The sequence below is a fragment of the Mesorhizobium sp. WSM3866 genome, assembly GCF_002294795.1.
GTDB lineage: Bacteria > Pseudomonadota > Alphaproteobacteria > Rhizobiales > Rhizobiaceae > Mesorhizobium.
The window spans coordinates 511,731-530,626 of record NZ_NSGC01000003.1 but is presented as its reverse complement, the minus strand read 5'-3'; the positions used below and the strand labels follow the sequence as shown (position 1 = coordinate 530,626).

Genomic DNA, 18,896 nt, shown 5'->3' with positions numbered 1-18,896 from the left:
CTCCGAATCAGAACCCTCGGAACACAATGAATCAACGCCAAACCGCGTTGAGAATCCTGAATGTAGATTGGACCTAGTTCTCTCCGCCTGTCTATCGTCCAGGCCCTGGCCCGACCTCCGGAGACCTGATGTATCCGCTCGTCTACATCGCGCGCCACGGCCAGACGCAGTGGAACGCCGAGGGTCGGCTGCAAGGCCAGGCGGATACCGATATCAACGAACTTGGCCGCGAGCAGGCGACGCAAAACGGCCGACGGTTGGCGGACCTTATCGGAAACGCCGCGGATTTCGATTTTGTCGCCAGCCCGATGCGCCGCACGCGCGAGACGATGGAACTGATGCGCGCGGCGATGGGTCTCGACCCGCTCGCCTATCGCACCGATCCGCGCTTGGTGGAGCTAAGCTTCGGCGACTGGCAGGGTTTCACCTTTGCCGAACTCGAAAAGCGTGTCCCGGGTTCGACCAAAAGCCGCCGCGCCGCGAAGTGGGATTTCCAGCCGCCCGGCGAGGGCGCCGAAAGCTACGAGATGCTGCTCGAGCGGATAAAACCCTGGTTCGACGCGCTTCGCCAGCCGACCGTCTGCGTCACCCATGGCGGGATCATGCGCTGCTTCTTCCGCTTCGTCACCGGCATTTCCAAGCAGGAAGCCGCCAGCCTCGACGTACCGCAGGACCGCCTGCTACGGCTCGAGGGCCGCACCCTGGAGTGGCTGTAGGGCCTGCGTTTCAGGCCGTGTGTTGGAGGTCGGCCGAAGGCCTCGAACGTCGCCATCCGGGAATCTGCGTTTGCGTCGCTGCGCCCCTTGCTTCGCTCCAGGATGCCGAAGCGTTCGGCGCTCGGACATTGGCAAAGGTGTCCTCTACCAACGTACTGCTACCAACGTACTGCGCCGTCCGCCAAGACCTCGCGGCGCGGATGATTCTAGTCGCTGTCCGGCAGCTGCATATCGGTCACGACATTCTCGCCATTGGTCACGTCGTAGGCGAGGACGATATCCATGCCGGGCTTCAGCGCGTCGAGATCGGTTTCGGCGTTGAGCTTGTAGGACTTTCCGTCGTCCAGCGTCAGCGTCAGCGTGTCCTTGTCGACCTTCTTGATCAAGCCTTCGGTCTGGCCGGCGAACGCGGCAGCGGTGGAAATGAGCAACATGGCGCAGGCGGCGCCAATCAGGGTACGCATCGTCGTCCTCTTTGGTCATTGCGCCGGCATGAGCAACGGCGGATCCTCAACGGCGGATGGAAGAGAGCAGAAACCAACCGAATGTGTCAAAACTAAATCCTCCAGATCACAGATTGATGCATCCGATCACCGTTTGACCGCTGTGGAAAACGCCAATAGAAGGCACGCTTGAACCGGCGAACCGGGTCCGCGCCGGGCAGGGCGTTTTTTCCATGTCTCACAACACCTTCGGCCATCTTTTCCGCGTCACCACCTGGGGTGAAAGCCATGGCGCCGCTCTTGGCTGCGTTGTCGACGGCTGCCCGCCCGGGATCCGCTTCAAGCGCGAGGACATCCAGGCCGAGCTCGACCGGCGCCGCCCGGGCCAGTCGCGCTTCGTCACCCAGCGCCGCGAGCCGGACGACGTCAAGATCCTCTCCGGCTTCATCCTCGGCGAGGACGGCGAGACGATGATCACCACCGGCACGCCGATCTCGATGCTGATCGAGAATGTGGATCAGCGCTCCAAGGACTACGGCGAGATCGCGCGCCAGTACCGGCCGGGCCATGCCGATTACACCTATGAGATCAAATACGGGTTGCGCGACCATCGCGGCGGCGGCCGCTCCTCGGCGCGCGAGACGGCAGCCAGAGTGGCGGCCGGCGCACTGGCACGCAAGGTGGTGCCGGGCATGGTGGTGCGCGGCGCGCTGGTCTCGATGGGTGAAAAGTCAATCGATCGCGCCAATTGGAACTGGAATTTCATCGGCGATGCGGAAAACCCGTTTTTCACCCCCGACCCGGCCTCGGTTCCGGTCTTTGCCGCCTATCTCGACGGCATTCGCAAGGCCGGCTCGTCGGTCGGCGCGGTGATCGAGATCGTCGCCGAAGGTGTGCCGGCGGGCCTCGGCGCGCCGATCTATGCCAAGCTCGACCAGGACATCGCCTCCGGCCTGATGTCGATCAACGCCGTCAAGGGCGTCGAGATCGGCAACGGCTTCGAAGCCGCCCGCATCACCGGCGAACAGAATGCCGACGAGATGCGGATCGGCAATGACGGCAAGCCGGTGTTTTTGTCCAACAATGCCGGCGGCATCCTCGGCGGCATCTCGACCGGCCAGGCGATCGTCGCCCGCTTCGCCGTCAAGCCGACCTCCTCGATCCTGACGCCGCGGAAATCGATCGACAAGGATGGCAAGGACGTCGAGGTCATGACCAAGGGCCGCCACGATCCTTGCGTCGGCATCCGCGCGGTGCCGATCGGCGAGGCCATGGTTGCCTGCGCGATTGCGGATCATTATCTGCGCCATAGAGGACAGACGGGAAGGGGAGGAGGGCAGTAAGGCAGCAGGAGAGTATGTTACGTCGCATTCGGCGACGCCAAACTTTTTCCGTTCCCCTACTCCCTTACCGCCCTATTCCCCAAGCGAGCTAGCGAGCGTCCATGCCATACGACCAGAAGAAGATCGTCGAAGCGATCCGCGCTTTCGAGCGCGGCGAGATCGTCGTCGTCATGGACGATGATGGGCGCGAGAACGAGGGCGACCTGATCGTTGCCGCCGTCCACTGCACGCCGGAAAAGATGGCCTTCATCGTCCGCAACACCTCCGGCATCGTCTGCACGCCGATGCTGCGCGAGGACGCAAGGCGGCTGAACCTTGCGCCCATGGTGGCCGACAATGATTCCGCCCACACCACCGCTTTCACCGTCAGCGTCGACTTCAAGCACGGCACCACGACGGGTATTTCGGCGGACGACCGCACGCTCACCGTGCGTAACCTCGCCAATGGCAATGTTGGTGCCTCCGACTTCGTGCGGCCCGGCCACATCTTCCCGCTGATCGCGCGCGAGGGCGGTGTCTTGATGCGCTCGGGTCATACGGAAGCCGCGGTCGACCTCTGCAAGCTCGCCGGGCTGCCGCCGATCGGCGTCATCTCCGAACTGGTCAACGACGACGGCACCGTCAAGCGTGGACCTGAGGTGCAGGCTTTCGCCGCGCAGCACGGGCTGAAGCAGGTTTCGGTCGCCGATCTCATCGCCTATCGCCAGCGCAAGGAAACGCTGGTCGAGCGCGTCGCCTGCTCCGACATCGAGACGCCCGGCGGCAAGGCGCAGGTCTTCACCTACACGCTGCCCTGGGATTCCATGCACCATGTCGCGGTCGTCTTCGGCGACATCCGCGACGGCGAGGAGGTGCCGGTGCGGCTGCATTCGGAAGACGTCGTGACCGACGTCTTCGGCACCAGCCACCGCTTGGACCGTATCATGAAGGCGATGGGCGAGCGCAAGCGTGGCGTCATCGTCTACCTGCGCGAAGGCTCGGTCGGCGTCGCCCATCAGGAGCGCAAGCGGCCCCAGAGCGGCGACCGCGAGGATCACGAAGAGGCGCGCCGGCGCGAGAACGAGTGGCGCGAGATCGGGCTCGGAGCACAGATCCTCAAGGATCTCGGCATTTCCTCGATCAACCTGATCGCCTCGCGCGAGCGCCACTATGTGGGCCTCGAAGGATTCGGCATTCACATCGCCAAAACGGAAATTCTCTGACGTTTCGGCCGACAGGCGGCGGAGAAAAACGATGGCCGCGCCATTGCCTGTCAGCCAGCAGACCGAACGATTGCTGCTGCGCCGGCCCAAACAGGCGGATCTGGAGTTTCTGGCCGATCTTTTTTCGCGCCCCGAACTGGTGGCGCATCGCCCCGACCCGACGCCGGACACGCCGCAGCAGAGCGCTGCAAGGCTCGCTCGCGACATCGATCATTGGGACAGGCACGGATTTGGTCGCTGGGCGGTCGAAGCCAACGAGAGGCTGATCGGCTTCGGCGGTGTCACCTTATCGAGCGATTTCGATGGGCTGAACCTGTCCTATCATCTTCATCCCGAGACCTGGGGGCATGGCTACGCGACGGAACTGGTCCGGGGGACCTTGCACGCGGCTTTCGGCCCCTTGCGCGCCGATCGGGTGATCGCACTGGCGCGTCCCGCCAATCCGGCATCGCGGCGCGTGCTGGAGAAATGCGGCTTCGTCTTCGAGCGGGAGATCATGCTCCATGGCGCGCCGACGGGGCTTTACGCAGTCCCGGCGGCGAAGTTCGTTCAAAAGCAGGACATATAGCCAGCCAGAGCCGGATGCATCGGTATCATCCAGCCGGAGCAATCGCCGCTTCGCATTCATTCGGGTCGCAGTCCGGCGTCGCCAGCCGACACTGGCCGGCGAGCACGGTGACCAAAGCGACTGAGCCTGCCGCCACCGACACCCAGAACCCGTTCTGCGGTCCAAAAGTGTCGACCATCCAGCCGGCGGCGAAGGAGCCTAGCGCCATGCCGATGCCGATCCCGGTGGTCACCCAGGTCACGCCTTCCGTGAGCATTGCCGGCGGCACGTGGCGTTCGATCAGGCCAAAGGCGGTGATGAAGGTCGGCGAGATGGCAACGCCGCTGACGAAGACGGCTAGCGCCAGGGTCGGCACCGTGTCGGCAAAAAGCAGCGGCAGCGTGGTGAGCGCGATGACGGCGACAGCTATCGCGAGTTGGCGTTGCAGCGGCGTGCGCAAACTGAGCGCGCCGACGATGATGCCGAGCACGAAGGATCCCAGTGCATAGACGCCGATGACGAGGCTGGCTGCTTCGGGCTGGCCCAGCTCTTCAGTAATGGCAACGGTGGTGACTTCCGTGGTTGCGAAGGTCGCGCCGACAAAGATCAGCGCAAAGGTGATGATCTGCACCGGCCGCAGGCGGATCGCCGAACCGGCCGCGCCATCCTCGGCCGGGCGAATGGGCGGTTCCGTCGAACGCTGCAGCAGGAATGCCGCCGAGCCGAAGGCGAGCAGCAAGGTGCTCACCACCATCCCGGCTTCCGGGAATAGCGCGGCGCTCAAGCCCACCGACAGCGATGCCCCAGCGACATAGACCAGCTCGTCCGCGGCCGATTCGAAGGCGAAGGCCGTATTGAGCTCGGGGCGGTCGCGAAAAATCTCGGTCCAGCGCGCCCTGACCAGCGCCGGGATGCTGGGCATTAAGGCGGCAAGCAGCGACGATAGGAACAAGGTCCACACCGGCCAGTGCTGGTTGGCCGCGACGATCAAGGTCGCGAAGGCAAGCGCCGAGACAAGTGTCGTCGGCACGGCAATCCGGCTCTGGCCGAGGCGGTCGACCAGCCGCGAGACCTGCGGCGACAGGAAGGCGTTGACCAAAGCGTATGTGGCCGAGACGGCGCCGGCCAGCCAGTACTCGCCATGCGTTTGTGACAGCATCGCCACAATGCCGATCGGCGCCATGGCGATCGGCAGCCGGGCGATGAAGGCTGCCGCGGCGAAGCTCTTCGTGCCAGGAGCCCGAAAGATTTCCGAATATGGGTTTCGCATGGTCCCGTTCCTCGACAAGGGAAGGCGCCGCAATTACATACGCAGCGTATGAATGTCAGATAGTTCATACGTCGCGTATGTCAATTAGCATACGACGCGTATGTGAATAAGACCAGGAGCCATGCACAAACCCCGCAAGGAGATGATCGCCGAGACGCGCGCCAAGCTGATCGCGGCCGCGCGCCATGCCTTCGGCACGATCGGCTATGCCGAGGCCTCGATGGACGATTTCACCGCTTCGGCGGGTCTGACGCGCGGCGCGCTCTATCATCATTTCGGCGACAAGAAGGGGCTCCTGCAGGCGGTGATCGCCGAGATCGACGCCGAGATGGCGGCGCGGGTGAACGAGGTGGCCTCGCGGGCGCCTACTCGCTGGCAGCATTTCGTCGACGAATGCACCACCTATATCGAGATGGCGCTTGAGCCGGAAATCCAGCGCATCATGTTCAGGGACGGCCCGGCCGTGCTCGGCGATCCGGCTCAGTGGCCCAACGCCAGCGCCTGCACGGCTTCAATGGCCGATCACCTGTCAAAGCTGCAGGAGGAGGGCGTCGTCGTTCCCGATCTCGATCCCGAGACCGCAGCGCGGCTCATCAACGGCGCCAGTAGCCAGGCCTCGCAGCGCATCGCCAATGCCAAGGATCCGGAAGCGACGTCGAAGAAGGTTGTGGCGGCGTTCAAGCAGCTGCTGGAAGGCCTTAAAACCAAATAGCATCCGGTCGCGGCGTTCCGGGCAATCACTCGGGTCCGCGCTGCCTCAGACAATTGTCCCCCGCTCAAAATCCCTCCGACATTGACTTTGGCAGGAGCGAGCGCATCCTCTCCCGCCAATTCTCTGAGGCGGAGGGTCGGGGCCATGTGGGATTTCAGCATCGGCCGGTCGGTGTCCATCATGATGCGGACGTGGCCGTTCATCGTCTTTCGCATCATCGTCTATTTCGGCATCACGGTGGCCTACATAACAGCGACCGGCACCGGCGCCAGCGTCGGTTACGGCGTCGGCCACATCTCGACCGATCCGGACGGACCGATGTCCTTTGCCTTGTGGGGTGGGGTCGTCGGCTTCGGCGTGGTCTCGATCGCCGTCTACTGGATCCGCGAATACATTCTCTATGTGCTCAAGGCCGGCCATATCGCCGTCATGGTCCATCTGATCGACGGGCAGGACGTTCCCGACGGCCATGGCCAGATCGCCTACGCGCGCGAAGTGGTGACGAAGCGCTTCGCCGAGGCCAACATCCTTTTCGTCGTCGACCAGCTGGTGAAAGGCGCCATCCGCGCCATCACAGGGCTGATCGGCGGCATTGCTGCGTTCCTACCCATTCCAGGCTTGAGCGGTCTGGTGAGCTTCATCAACACCGTCATCCGCCTGTCGCTGACCTATGTCGACGAGATCATCCTCGGCTACAACATCCGCATCAATTCCAACTCGCCTTTCGAGACCGCCAGGCAAGGCGTCGTGCTCTACGCGCAGAACGGCAAGTTGATGGTCAAGAACGCCGTCTGGCTGGCGGTGATCATGTGGGGTGTTTCCTTCGTCATCTTCCTTTTGATGCTGGCGCCCGCCGCCGCGATCCTCTGGGCCATGCCGGGCCAGCTTGCCGGCTGGGCTTTCGTGTTGGCCATCGTCTTCGCCTGGGCCTTCAAGGCGGCTTTCATCGAGCCCTTCGCCATCGCTTCGCTGATGCAGGTCTACTTCGCCACCATCGAGGGCCAGGTCCCCAATCCGGAATGGGACCGGCGCCTGGCCGAAGCCTCGTCCAAGTTCAGGGAGCTGCGCGACAAGGCGCTCAGCCCCTTCGGCGGCTCGCGCTGGGATTCGCCAAGGACCGCTTGACTAGAGTCAGAGCAGATGCCCCGCCATTGGAAGGATCGCCGCCAGCATCTGGCGCGAACGCTAGTCTAGCAGCGGCTTTGTCAAGCTACTTGGGCGCCGCGAGTGCTCGGGCGAGCTATTCACGTGCAGGGCTGGCGTCAGGAGTGCTTGAGTTAGCGCGGTCCATATGCGCCCTGAGTAACGCCACCGGCAGGTTGCGTATCGAGGTTTGACGCCGCAGAGAACACCCGTCGACGATCAACGCTAGATCGCCGATGCTCGGCTTCTATCGAGATAAATTTGTCGCAACCGCCGGGTGACTACGCCCGGCAGCCCGTTGCCGATCGGCGCACCATCCATCCTGACCACCGGGTTCACCAGCCCGGATGATGACGTTGAAAACGCCTCCGTCGCAAGTCTGGTCTCTACTACTGTGAATGGGCGCTCCTCCACCCGCAGATGAAGTTCACTTGCGCACTGCAGAACGACTGCCCGGGTAATCCCGTGCAGGATATCGCTCGAGAGATCCCGCGTGACGATCGTCCCATCCGAAGTCACGATATGGGCGTTGTTGGAAGAGCCTTCCGTGACGTAACCATCCCTCACTAGCCATGCGTCATCGGCGCCGCGTGATTTCGCCTGCATTTTGGCCATGGAGGGATACAGGAGTTGCACCGTTTTGATGTCGCAGCGCCGCCACCGGAGATCTTCCACGGTTATGACGTGCTGGCCGCGTATGGCGACCGGATTTTCGACAAGTGCCTTCTCTTGTGTGAAGAGCACCACGGTGTTCGGCGTATCCCGAGTAGGAAATATGAAATCGCGGTCGGCCGCGCCCCGGGTGATCTGCAAATAGACAAGTCCCTCGGATACATTGTTCCGTCCAATGAGCTCCCTGTGGATCTTCAAAAGATCTGCTTCGGTCAGGGAGAACGGCATATCGAGTTCACGGAGCGATCGCCGCAGGCGCGCCATGTGACTGGCAAAATCGACGAGCTTGCCATCAAGAACGAGCGTGACCTCATAGACTCCGTCGGCGAACAGGAAGCCCCGATCGAAGACCGAGATACGGGCCTCGCTTTCCGGTAGATAGGATCCACTCACGTAGACTTGGCGCATTGATCGACCTCAAAAATGCAGACCACGCTCACGGCCTTGAGCGAAACTATTGAACTCTTGTCAGGGTGCAGGCCTGGGCAGCTTTAAGCGCAAATAGCGGCGCTGCCATCCTGCACCCCTCGACTGCGAAAACGCTATTCGCCAGACAGCAGACGGCTAAGGTCGGGCACAGCCAGAGAAAATTCGTCGGTTCACTCCACAGCGCTTCGCAGCGCGGCGACAAAGGCATCAAGATCGCGCTTAAGCATGTAAATGTGTGGCGAAACCCGCAAACCCTCGACGTGCTCGACCTTGCGGTATTTCACGTGGACCTAGTGTTTCTCGCGAAGGTCGCGCTCGAGTTGCTGCATGTCGATGCTGTCGATCGAAAACAGACTTATCGCAGCGAGGCTGTCCGTGTCGGTCGGCGTATGGAGCCTGAAACCGGGAATGTCCTGGACGAGACCTACCCAATATCGGGTGAGTTCGCGCAGTCGCGCATGCATCCGTTCCGCGCCGATCGCCTTGTGGAATTGAATTGCGGGCGCGATTCCTGCCTGGACAGCGGAATTGTAGGTGCCGAGATTCCAATGGTCGAACCTGTCTATGTGCACCGCGGGCTGGTCGAAAGGTGCAAGCAATGGCCAGGTGGTATCGATCCGGCGTTCGCTGACGACCAGCATCCCGTTGCCGATAGGAGCACCGAGCCACTTGTGCAGGCTGGTGACAAAAAAATCGCAATCGAGTTCGCGGAAGCTGACAGGCATCTGAGCAAAAGTCTGGGCACCGTCGACGACAGTCATGATGTCGCGCTCCCGCGCGATTTCGCAGAGCCGGTTCACCGGCAGGACACGCCCGTTCCAGTGGTACATGTGAGTCAGCTGCAGGACGCGGGTACGCGGGGTCATCGCCTGAACATAGGATTCGATGATGTCGTCGTCGCTGTCCATGAGGTCGAATGTGCAGTTTACAACCTCGATGCCCTCGCGCTGTTGCCGCTGCAGCCAGCCCGCACGAACGCTGGGGTAGTCCCAAGGCGAGATCAGCACTTGATCGCCCTTAGTCAGCGGTATTCCGAAGATCGCTGTCGAAAGACCCTCCGACGAATTCCGGTTCAGCGCGATCTCTCCGGGGCTGCAATCGATCAGTTCCGCCAGCTCGCGTTTGATATGAGGAAGTGCTGTGTCGAGCTTGCTCCACATATTGTAGTCGGGATTGCGACTGATGAAGCGGTAGGCGTCAACCGTCGCTTCCTCGACAACAGTCGGTGGGGGACTGACCGCGGCGTTGTTCAAGTTGAGGAGTGGTTCTTGCGGGGGGTATTTTGCGCGGATGCGCTCCCATTCCGCTTCGTCCTCATGTTCGGCGGACCGATCTATTGCAAAAAAATTCATGGGAACGCGCCGCGTCTCATCTATGGCCCGACAATAAGCGCCGTAGCCCAGCTCAATCTGCCTATTCACATGAGAAAACAGAATTTAATTGCGAACGCCGGTGAATTCGCGAGACGTTGAAGCCCGAGAACGACATCGCTTGGCACAGGGTTAGCCGTGAGGAAGCGAGTGCGGAGATCCGGCCCAATCACGCCAAGAAGAACCGTCACGTTGTCAAGCGATGCGCGAACAATCCCCGGTTTCTGAGAGCGGGCAACGACGGTCAGGCCTGCCAATGCGCCATTGCGCAAACGCGAAGCGCGATGGCGCGTTGCGGTTGGTGCGGGTCTATGGAACGCCGAGCGGTTCTAAGGCTTCAATCGTTCTCCGAGACGAGCGATCGCCGATTTGAGCGGCGCCTCGCCGGCGCCGCAAAAGGTCTCGCTCATCACCAGCTCGGGCAGCGGCAGGCGCTTGCCCCAGCCATGCGCTTCGAGGTCGGGCCTTGGCGCGAATTCCGAGACGCGGCCGACGCAGAGATAGGCGATCGGCGTGACGTGCTCGGGGATCGACAGCAGTCGCTTCAGCGCTTCGGGCTCGATGATGCTCACCCAGCCAACCCCGACGCCTTCCGCCCGCGCCGCGAGCCAGAAATTCTGCACCGCGCAGACGGTGCTGTAGAGGTCCATCTCCGGATTGTGCCAGCGCCCGAGCGGCGAGTTCTTAGAGCGCTGGCGGTCGCAGGTGATGCAGAGGTTGAGCGCGCTTTCGCAGATGCCCTCGAGCTTCAGCTTGCGGTAGAGCGCCCGCCGCTCCACCTCGATCGCCGGCAGTTCCTGTTCGCGCGCGGCGAGGAAAAGGTCGCGCACCTGCCGCCGCCTTGTGGCGTCCCGGATGATGATGAAGTTCCAGGGCTGCATGTAGCCGACCGACGGCGCGTGGTGTGCCGCGGTGAGCAGCCGCGCCAAAACGCCGTCGTCGAGATCGTCGGTAAGGAAATGGCTGCGCACGTCGCGCCGGGTGAACATGGCCCGGTAGACGGCGTCGCGCGCCAATTGGTCAAAGTCATCGCCGCCGGCGGCGGCTGTTCGTGCCTGCATCGCTTGTCCCCTTGCGATAAGCAGTCCTCCGCCTGACCATGCGGATGACCATGTCTGCCGGGCCGGTCTTCTGGCTCGGGATCGACCCGCATCCGGCGCCTTCCCGTCTGGGACAGTGGCGTTTGCCGGCGCGGTCCCCCTCACAGCGTTGGGCACGCCACGGATTTCAACCGTGTTCCCGATTCTCCCGCGTTGCGGGCACCAGGCAGCGACGCGACCTTATCGCGAAGCCGAGGCCGGGCCAATGCCGCCAGCGACACGATTGGGCGCGATTTCCCCAATCATTCGGCGCTGAAACATGGCTATCCGTGCGACAGGTGCCTAGATTAGGCGCCATGACCACTCGTCTTTACACTCATCCGGTATTCCTGGAACACCTCACGCCGCCCGGCCACCCCGAGCGGCCCGACCGTTTGCGCGCCATCGAGCGCGTGCTCGACGACGAGGCTTTTTCGGCCCTCGACCGCGTCGAGGCGCCGGAAGGCGACGAGGCGACTATCCTTTACGCGCATCCGGAGGATTTCGTCGGCCGTGTCCGCGCTGCGATTCCCGAGACGGGGATCGTCTCGATCGATGCCGACACCAGCGCCAGCCCGAAAAGCTGGCAGGCCGCGGTGACGGCGATCGGCGCGGCGAACGCCGCCGTCGACGATGTGTTCGAGGGCCGTGCCGCCAATGTCTTCGTTGCCGCGCGTCCGCCCGGCCATCACGCCGAAAAAGCGACCGCGATGGGCTTTTGCCTGTTCAACACCGCGGCGATCGCCGCCCGTTATGCGCAGGAGAAGCATCTGGCCGAGCGCGTCGCCATCGTCGATTGGGATGTGCATCACGGCAACGGCACGCAGGACATTTTCTGGGACGATCCGTCGGTGCTCTATTGCTCGACCCACCAGATGCCGCTTTATCCGGGCACCGGTGCCAAGAGCGAGACCGGCGCCGGCAACATCGTCAACGCGCCGCTTGCGCCGAGCACCGGCAGCGACACGTTCCGCGACGCCTTCCTGTCGCGCGTGCTGCCGTCGATCGACGCCTTCCAGCCGGATCTGATCATCATTTCCGCCGGTTTCGATGCGCACCATCGCGATCCGCTGGCCGCGATCAACCTGACCGAGGATGATTTCGACTGGGCGACCGGCCAGCTGATGGAGCGCGCCGGGCGCCACAGCGGCAACCGGCTCGTCAGCCTGCTGGAGGGCGGTTACGATCTGCAAGGATTGGCATTTTCGGTCGCCGCCCATGTCGGGCGGCTGATGAAGGGATGAATGATGGCTGATGAAGCTAACCAAGACGTCAAGGCGATGAGCTTCGAACAGGCGCTCGACGCGCTGGAGAAGATCGTCGATGATCTGGAGCGCGGCGACGTTCCGCTCGACCAGTCGATCAAGATCTACGAGCGCGGCGAGGCGCTGAAGGCTCATTGCGACCGCTTGCTCAAGGCCGCCGAGGACAAGGTCGAGAAGATCAGGCTCTCGCGCGACGGCAAGCCGGTTGGAACGGAGCCGCTCGACGCCGAGTGAGGTGTATTGATATTCAGGTGAGGCCGCCTGCAAACGCGGCTTTCTGCGGTTCCGGTGCTCACGTCCTTCAAGTACGCTCCGGTCCGGTTCTCGGAACCCGCCATTTTCGGCTCGGTCTGACCTGAATCTCAACACACCTCGGTGCACAATGTCAGACCGGTTCGGGCAGAAAGCAGGTAAGGAGTTAAAGCATGTGCCGAAGCATCAAGACCCTGTTCAACTTCGATCCGCCGGCGACCGACGACGAGGTCCATGACGCGGCGCTGCAGTTCGTTCGCAAGCTGAGCGGCGCGACCAAGCCGTCCAAGCGCAACGAGCATGCCTTCAACCACGCCGTCGAGGCGATCGCCGCCGCCGCGCGCGAGCTGCTTGACAGCCTCGAAACCACCCAGCATCCGCGCAACCGCGAGGAAGAGGCCGCCAAGGCGAAGGCCCGATCCGCGCTCCGCTTCGCCTGACGCCGGTCATGAGCTTCTTTCCGGGCAACGATCCTGAGGCCGGCGACGCCTTCGCCTGCGACCAGATCGAGTTGATGGTCATTCCGAACGCCAAGGACATTGGCGGCTTCGAGGTTCGCCGCGCCTTGCCGACGGCGAAGCGCAGGCTGGTCGGTCCGTTCATCTTCTTCGACCGCATGGGTCCGGCCATCCTGCGCGCCGGCCATGCGATCGACGTGCGCCCGCATCCGCATATCGGGCTTTCCACCGTCACTTATCTGTTCGACGGCAAGATCAGGCATCGCGACTCGCTCGGCACCGAAATGGTGATCGCGCCGGGCGACGTGAATTTGATGACCGCCGGCCGCGGCATCGTTCATTCCGAGCGCACGCCCGAGGAATTGCGCGGCGCGCCGATGTCGATTTCCGGCCTGCAAACCTGGCTGGCGCTGCCGGACAGCAAGGAAGAAATCGCCCCGGTGTTCGCGAACACGTCGGTCGTCCAACTGCCCGAAATCGATGCCGAGGGCGTTAGCGGCCGCGTCGTCATCGGCGAATTTTCCGGGCTGCGCTCGCCCGTCGCGACCGCCTCGGAAACGCTCTATGCCGATCTGCGGCTGGCGGCGGGCGCCAGCGTCAAAATCCCCGGCGACGCCGAGGAACGCGCCATCTACACGCTGGAGAGCGAGGTTTCGATTGCCGGCGACCGTTTCCCGGCCGATCGGCTCTTGGTGTTCAAACCGGGCGAGGAAATCGTCGTGTCGTCCGAGCGCGGCGCGCATTTCATGCTGTTCGGCGGAGCGTCGCTGGGCTCCAAACGTTATATCTGGTGGAATTTCGTTTCGTCCTCGAAAGAACGCATCGAGCAGGCCAAGGAAGAATGGAAGACGGGCCGCTTCGATATCGTTCCTGGCGATGAGGAAGAATTCATTCCGCTGCCGGAAGGTTAGCGCAGGATGGACATCCTGCGCCAGGCGCGTCACTGACACGCATTTACATTGGCGCGCCGTCAGCCTATCTCGCGCATAGCAAAGCGCTTATTTGAAGGTTAACCCAAGGTTAAGTTGACAGGCCGTCCCAGAGTGAACCCGAAGCCTGACACGCCGCTCCTCGACAAAGTCCGCATCCCGGCGGATCTGCGGGCGCTTGATGAAAGCGAGCTGCCGCAGCTGGCGACCGAACTGCGCGCGGAGCTGATCGATGCGGTGTCGCACACCGGCGGCCATCTTGGCGCCGGTCTCGGCGTCGTCGAGCTTACGGTTGCGCTGCACTATGTCTTCAACACGCCAGAAGACCGGCTGATCTGGGACGTTGGCCACCAGGCCTATCCGCACAAAATCCTGACCGGCCGCCGCGACCGCATCCGAACGCTTCGCCAGGAAGGCGGTCTCTCCGGCTTCACCCGGCGCGCAGAGAGCGAATACGACCCCTTCGGCGCAGCGCATTCCTCGACTTCGATTTCGGCCGGCCTCGGCATGGCGATGGGCCGCGACCTCTCGGGCGGCCGCAACAATGTCATCGCCGTCATTGGCGACGGCGCCATGTCCGCCGGGATGGCCTATGAGGCGATGAACAATGCCGGCGCGCTCAATGCCCGCCTGATCGTCATCCTCAACGACAACGACATGTCGATCGCCCCGCCGACCGGCGCAATGAGCGCCTATCTGGCGAGGCTTGCCTCCGGCAAGACCTATCTCGGCCTGCGCGATTTCGGCAAGAAGCTGACCTCCTATCTCGGCAAGCGCGCCGACAGCGCCATCACCCGCGCCGTCGAGCATGCGCGCGGTTACGTCACCGGCGGCACGCTGTTCGAGGAGATGGGATTCTTCCACATCGGCCCGATCGATGGACACAATTTGGAGCACCTGATCCCGGTGCTGAAGAACGTCCGCGACAATGGCGACGGTCCCATTCTGATCCATGTCGTCACCCAGAAGGGCAAGGGCTACGCGCCGGCGGAGGCCGCCGCCGACAAGTATCACGGCGTCAACAAGTTCGACGTCATCACCGGCGCGCAGGCGAAAGCGCCGGCCAACGCGCCGAGCTACACCAAGGTCTTCGCCGAGAGCCTGATCCAGGAGGCGCGCGAGGACGAACGAATCGTGGCGATCACCGCCGCCATGCCGAGTGGCACCGGCCTCGACCTCTTCGGCGAGGTGTTCCCGGCCCGAACCTTCGATGTCGGCATTGCCGAGCAGCATGCGGTGACTTTCGCCGCTGGCCTCGCCACCGAAGGCTACAAGCCTTTCGCCGCCATCTATTCGACCTTCCTGCAGCGCGCCTACGATCAGGTGGTGCACGACGTGGCAATCCAGAAACTGCCGGTGCGCTTCCCGATCGACCGCGCCGGCTTCGTCGGCGCCGACGGCGCCACGCACTGCGGCGCCTTCGACACGACCTTCCTCGCCTCGCTGCCTGGCTTCGTCGTCATGGCCGCCGCCGATGAGGCGGAGCTTCGCCATATGGTGCGCACGGCAGCCGACTACGACGGCGGCCCGATCGCCTTCCGCTATCCGCGCGGCAACGGCGTCGGCGTCGACATGCCGGAGCGCGGCTCAGTGCTCGAGATCGGCAAAGGCCGCATTCTCAAGGAAGGCACCAAGGTGGCGCTGCTCTCGTTCGGCACGCGGCTGCAGGATTGCCTGCTGGCCGCCGAGGAGCTCGGCGCCGCGGGCCTTTCGACCACCGTTGCCGACGCTCGCTTCGCCAAGCCGCTGGACGAGGATCTCATCCGCCGCCTGGCGCGCTCGCATGAGGTTCTCGTGACGGTCGAGGAGGGCGCGGTCGGCGGCTTCGCCAGCCAGGTGCTGCATTTCCTCGCCCATGAAGGCCTGTTGGAAAACGGCCTCAAGGTGCGCCCGCTGGTCTTGCCGGACGAGTTCACCGATCACGCCAAGCCTGAGAAGATGTATGCCGACGCGGGCCTCGACACGACCGGCATCGTGCGGACGGTCTTCGCCGCACTCGGCCATGGAATGCAGGCGCAGCGCGCCTGAATCGAAACCTCAGCTCTCCGATTGAGTTTGCTGGCTGCGGCTGCAACTGTTTGTTTACGTTTTCATTTGGCCGTTCGGTTACCTTGTCTTTTGGCCGATTTTCAACGGGCGCCCTGCTAAAACCCTGGTCCTAGGCAGGGGATAAGAACAATGAATTCGTTCCTTTGCGGCATGGCCCTGCTGAGTGCCATGGCCGCGCCGGTGGCAGCCGAAACGCGTTACGACCGCAACCTCGAAAAGGCGGTGATGGACATCGTTGCCGGCAAGATGGGCAACATCCGCGGCGGCTTCTCCTACAAGCAGGCTCCCCAACTGGTGGTGCCGCAGGAAGTCGCGCCGACGGCGCCGGCTCCTGCTGAGCCGCGCGAGCAGGCCTCCCACAATGACGGCCTGATGCCGGCGGTCGAGCGCCCGGTCTCGCGGACTATTTTCTAAACCACATATCGCGCACGCAGCGGCCGTCGCGCGGCAGGTCGTCGAACGTTTCGAGGCCGTCGAAATGCTCGATCGGCAGGTCGGCGACCGCCTCCGGCGGGGCCAGCCTGACATTGACGGCGATGCGAGTGCGGCCGCTCGAGCCGGGAAGCAACCCGCGCCAGGCGAGCACACAGGCGCATTTCGGACAGAACAGGATTTCCAGCGCGGGCTCGGCCACCTCGACCCTCCTGTAGGAGCTCGTCGGACCTGCGATGCGGATGCGCTCGTCGACATAGTCATAGGCCCAGAGCGTGCCGTAGCGGCGGCAAAGGGTGCAGTTGCAGGCGGTGATCGATCCCGGATCGCCTTCCAGCGTCCAGTGAGCGGCGCCGCAATGGCAGGTTCCCTTCAGCATGGCTCCTCCTCGCCCGGGTGAGCGGACTATAGGCACCGGCATTCTGCCGTGCCCCGCGCCATATTCAACAGGGCTGCCATTGCCTTCGCCGCCGGCTTTCGCCAATGAAGGCCGATGAGTTCCTCTTTGCCCGCCAGCGCGCGTCCGCGTCTCGACGAACTGCTCGTCGCACGTGGCCTGTTCGCCAGCCGTTCCCGCGCCCGCGACGCGATCGAACGCGGCACCGTCACTGTCGACGGCGCAGTCGCCCGCAAGCCGGGCCAGCCCGTCGCGCCACACTGTGTCGTTGCCGTCGACGATCCGGCGCAGGCCTATGTGTCGCGCGCGGCGCTGAAGCTGATTGCCGGCCTCGACCATTTCGGCCTCGATCCCTCTGGGCATGAGGCGCTCGATATCGGCGCCTCGACCGGCGGCTTCACCCAGGTGCTGCTCGAGCGTGGTGCTACCCATGTCACGGCGATCGATGTCGGTCACGGCCAGATGCACCCGGAAATTGCCGCCGATCGGCGGGTCACGGTCATTGAAGGGCTGAATGCGCGGGACCTGACCGCCGCCGATCTTGGCGACCGCGTTCCGGATTTCCTGGTCTGTGATGTCAGCTTCATCTCGCTGAAGCTGGCGCTGCCGCCGGCGCTGGCCTTGGCGGGCGAGGGCGCCAGGGCGCTGCTTCTCGTCAAGCCGCAATTCGAGGCGGGTCGCGAGGCGATCGGCAAGGGCGGACTGCTCAAGGACCCGAGCGAGGCCGAGCGCATCGCCGCCGGTTTGCGCGACTGGCTTGCCGGCATGCCGGGCTGGCGCGTGCTTGGGCTGCATCCATCGCCGATCGAGGGCGGCGACGGCAACCGCGAGTTCCTTCTCGCCGCGATCAAGGACGCGGCATCGCCATGAGCGCGCGCTTCACCATCACAAGGCTCGGTTCGCAGGGCGACGGCATCGCCGGTGCCGATGGCGGTGAGGTCTTCATCCCGTTCACGCTGCCTGGCGAGACGGTCACCGCCGCGCGCCAGAAGGACCGCGCGACGCTGATGTCGGTTGTTGAGACTTCACCGCTTAGGGTTGATCCGCCCTGCCGCCACTTCACCGAATGCGGCGGCTGCGCGTTGCAGCATTTCGAGGCCGACGGCTACCGGCAGTGGAAACGCGAACGGGTGGTGCAGGCGCTCAAGATCAAGGGCATCGCTGGTCAGATCGACGCGCTGGTGCCTTGCGCGCCGCACACGCGCCGCCGCGTCGTCTTCAGCGCTCGGCGCACCGAGGCCGGCATGCTGCTCGGTTTCGTGCGCGCGCTCTCCTCCGAGATCATTCCTATCGAGGAATGCCCGATCTCGCTGCCGGCAATCGTTGATGCGCTCGATCCTTTGCGAAGACTGGCAGGACTGGTCTGCGCGACGCCGAAAGCCTTCCACATGACCGTCACCGCCACGGCGTCCGGCCTCGATGTCGCCGTCCATGACGCGGGCAAGCTCGGCAAAAACCAGCGCCGCATCGCTTCCAATTTTGTGATTGCCGCGGGCCTGGCGAGGCTTTCGATCGACGGCGAGGTGATCGTGGAGCCGAAGAAGCCGGTGGTGCAGTTCGGCTCGGTCGCCGTCGCCCTGCCGCCCGGCGCCTTCCTTCAGGCGACGGAGGCCGCCGAGCAGACGATGGCGGGTCTCGTCTGCCAGCACCTGTCGCGTGTCAAGAAGATCGCCGACCTGTTCGCCGGCTGCGGCAGCTTCGCGCTCCGGCTGGCGGCGAAGTCGGAGGTCCACGCCGTGGAGGGAGACGCCCCGGCGCTTGCCGCGCTCGACCGTGCCTCCCGCTTCGCCAGCGGCTTGAAGCGCGTGACCAGCGAGCGTCGCGACCTCTTCCGCAGGCCGCTGACCTTCAAGGAGCTGAGCGGCTTCGACGGCCTCGTCTTCGATCCACCGCGCGCCGGCGCGGAGGATCAGTCCAAGCAGATCGCCCGCTCAGACGTGCCGCTGGTCGCGGCCGTCTCCTGCAATCCGACGACGCTGGCGCGGGATCTGCGCATCCTCATCGACGGCGGCTATCAACTGAAGAGCGTGACGCCGATCGACCAGTTCCTGTGGTCGCCGCATGTCGAGGCCGTCGCGCTGCTGGAGAAGCCGAAGCGGCGCCGGTAGTCCGCGAGAGCCGGTTCGCAAGAAACTTGAAGGCTCTCTTTTCCGAAATTTGCGCCCTAAAGCCGCCTTCTTGGAGGTCT

Annotated in this window: 20 protein-coding genes and 1 riboswitch; of the genes, 14 read left to right on the top strand and 6 right to left on the bottom strand. The window is 63.7% G+C overall.

What is annotated here, in order from left to right:
• Positions 1–128: 128 nt before the first annotated feature.
• Positions 129–716 carry a histidine phosphatase family protein gene (locus CK222_RS10600; RefSeq protein ID WP_095800309.1) on the top strand — a complete coding sequence of 196 codons (588 nt, stop codon included), beginning with the start codon at positions 129–131 and terminating at the stop codon, positions 714–716.
• A gap of 206 nt (positions 717–922) precedes the next feature.
• Here CK222_RS10600 and CK222_RS10595 read toward each other — a convergent pair whose 3' ends face one another.
• Positions 923–1,180: a DUF1344 domain-containing protein gene (locus CK222_RS10595; RefSeq protein ID WP_066998075.1), complete on the bottom strand. Its 258-nt coding sequence runs from the start codon at positions 1,178–1,180 to the stop codon at positions 923–925.
• Between the two features lie 212 nt (positions 1,181–1,392).
• Here CK222_RS10595 and aroC point away from each other — a divergent pair, with 212 nt between their 5' ends.
• The 3 genes from aroC (at position 1,393) to CK222_RS10580 (ending at position 4,272) form a co-directional block, all read left to right on the top strand.
• Entirely contained in the window at positions 1,393–2,502 is a 1,110-nt protein-coding gene (gene aroC / locus CK222_RS10590) for a chorismate synthase (RefSeq protein WP_095800308.1), read from the top strand.
• Positions 2,503–2,603: 101 nt separating this feature from the next.
• Positions 2,604–3,704 carry a 3,4-dihydroxy-2-butanone-4-phosphate synthase gene (gene ribB, locus CK222_RS10585; RefSeq protein WP_095800307.1) on the top strand — a complete coding sequence of 367 codons (1,101 nt, stop codon included), beginning with the start codon at positions 2,604–2,606 and terminating at the stop codon, positions 3,702–3,704.
• A 31-nt stretch (positions 3,705–3,735) separates the two neighbouring features.
• Positions 3,736–4,272 carry a GNAT family N-acetyltransferase gene (locus CK222_RS10580; protein ID WP_095800306.1) on the top strand — a complete coding sequence of 179 codons (537 nt, stop codon included), beginning with the start codon at positions 3,736–3,738 and terminating at the stop codon, positions 4,270–4,272.
• A 25-nt stretch (positions 4,273–4,297) separates the two neighbouring features.
• Here CK222_RS10580 and CK222_RS10575 read toward each other — a convergent pair whose 3' ends face one another.
• A complete protein-coding gene (locus CK222_RS10575) occupies positions 4,298–5,521 on the bottom strand; it encodes an MFS transporter (RefSeq protein WP_095800305.1) in 1,224 nt (407 codons plus the stop codon).
• Positions 5,522–5,642: 121 nt separating this feature from the next.
• On the opposite strand from CK222_RS10575, the gene CK222_RS10570 reads away from it, so the two are divergent.
• Both CK222_RS10570 and CK222_RS10565 read left to right on the top strand, forming a co-directional pair.
• Positions 5,643–6,233 carry a TetR/AcrR family transcriptional regulator gene (locus CK222_RS10570; protein ID WP_095800304.1) on the top strand — a complete coding sequence of 197 codons (591 nt, stop codon included), beginning with the start codon at positions 5,643–5,645 and terminating at the stop codon, positions 6,231–6,233.
• Positions 6,234–6,377: 144 nt separating this feature from the next.
• Complete coding sequence (locus CK222_RS10565) at positions 6,378–7,358, top strand: hypothetical protein (RefSeq protein WP_067327844.1); 981 nt, start codon at positions 6,378–6,380, stop codon at positions 7,356–7,358.
• Between the two features lie 243 nt (positions 7,359–7,601).
• Here CK222_RS10565 and CK222_RS10560 read toward each other — a convergent pair whose 3' ends face one another.
• The 3 genes from CK222_RS10560 to bluB all read right to left on the bottom strand — a co-directional run bounded on the left by CK222_RS10560 (position 7,602) and on the right by bluB (position 10,908).
• Positions 7,602–8,456, bottom strand: coding sequence for a D-amino-acid transaminase (locus CK222_RS10560; protein WP_067327845.1), 855 nt, complete (start codon positions 8,454–8,456; stop codon positions 7,602–7,604).
• A 311-nt stretch (positions 8,457–8,767) separates the two neighbouring features.
• Positions 8,768–9,829: an aminotransferase class V-fold PLP-dependent enzyme gene (locus CK222_RS10555; RefSeq protein ID WP_245432999.1), complete on the bottom strand. Its 1,062-nt coding sequence runs from the start codon at positions 9,827–9,829 to the stop codon at positions 8,768–8,770.
• Positions 9,830–10,176: 347 nt separating this feature from the next.
• The gene (gene bluB / locus CK222_RS10550) at positions 10,177–10,908 is read right to left on the bottom strand and encodes a 5,6-dimethylbenzimidazole synthase (protein ID WP_067327847.1); all 732 of its coding nucleotides are present in this window, start codon (positions 10,906–10,908) and stop codon (positions 10,177–10,179) included.
• A 42-nt stretch (positions 10,909–10,950) separates the two neighbouring features.
• A riboswitch (cobalamin riboswitch) is annotated at positions 10,951–11,129 on the bottom strand.
• A gap of 114 nt (positions 11,130–11,243) precedes the next feature.
• Here bluB and CK222_RS10545 point away from each other — a divergent pair.
• The 6 genes from CK222_RS10545 to CK222_RS10520 all read left to right on the top strand — a co-directional run bounded on the left by CK222_RS10545 (position 11,244) and on the right by CK222_RS10520 (position 16,293).
• Positions 11,244–12,170, top strand: a complete 927-nt coding sequence (locus tag CK222_RS10545) for a histone deacetylase family protein (protein ID WP_066998053.1) — start codon at positions 11,244–11,246, stop codon at positions 12,168–12,170.
• 3 nt (positions 12,171–12,173) lie between these two features.
• Positions 12,174–12,425 (top strand): exodeoxyribonuclease VII small subunit, encoded by a 252-nt coding sequence (locus tag CK222_RS10540; RefSeq protein ID WP_095778033.1) that lies wholly within the window; start codon positions 12,174–12,176, stop codon positions 12,423–12,425.
• 191 nt (positions 12,426–12,616) lie between these two features.
• Complete coding sequence (locus tag CK222_RS10535) at positions 12,617–12,883, top strand: DUF2277 domain-containing protein (protein ID WP_095800303.1); 267 nt, start codon at positions 12,617–12,619, stop codon at positions 12,881–12,883.
• 8 nt (positions 12,884–12,891) lie between these two features.
• Positions 12,892–13,812 carry a pirin family protein gene (locus tag CK222_RS10530; protein WP_095800302.1) on the top strand — a complete coding sequence of 307 codons (921 nt, stop codon included), beginning with the start codon at positions 12,892–12,894 and terminating at the stop codon, positions 13,810–13,812.
• 132 nt (positions 13,813–13,944) lie between these two features.
• Complete coding sequence (dxs, locus tag CK222_RS10525; RefSeq protein WP_067327850.1) at positions 13,945–15,858, top strand: 1-deoxy-D-xylulose-5-phosphate synthase; 1,914 nt, start codon at positions 13,945–13,947, stop codon at positions 15,856–15,858.
• A 150-nt stretch (positions 15,859–16,008) separates the two neighbouring features.
• Entirely contained in the window at positions 16,009–16,293 is a 285-nt protein-coding gene (locus CK222_RS10520; protein WP_095800301.1) for a hypothetical protein, read from the top strand.
• Here CK222_RS10520 and CK222_RS10515 read toward each other — a convergent pair.
• Entirely contained in the window at positions 16,283–16,690 is a 408-nt protein-coding gene (locus CK222_RS10515) for a GFA family protein (protein ID WP_095800300.1), read from the bottom strand. The two genes, CK222_RS10520 and CK222_RS10515, sit on opposite strands and share 11 nt — an antisense overlap.
• A gap of 114 nt (positions 16,691–16,804) precedes the next feature.
• Here CK222_RS10515 and CK222_RS10510 point away from each other — a divergent pair, with 114 nt between their 5' ends.
• The gene (locus CK222_RS10510) at positions 16,805–17,578 is read left to right on the top strand and encodes a TlyA family RNA methyltransferase (RefSeq protein WP_095800299.1); all 774 of its coding nucleotides are present in this window, start codon (positions 16,805–16,807) and stop codon (positions 17,576–17,578) included.
• Positions 17,575–18,816: a class I SAM-dependent RNA methyltransferase gene (locus CK222_RS10505; protein ID WP_095800298.1), complete on the top strand. Its 1,242-nt coding sequence runs from the start codon at positions 17,575–17,577 to the stop codon at positions 18,814–18,816. Before CK222_RS10510 ends, CK222_RS10505 begins: the two co-directional genes overlap by 4 nt.
• Positions 18,817–18,896 lie beyond the last annotated feature (80 nt).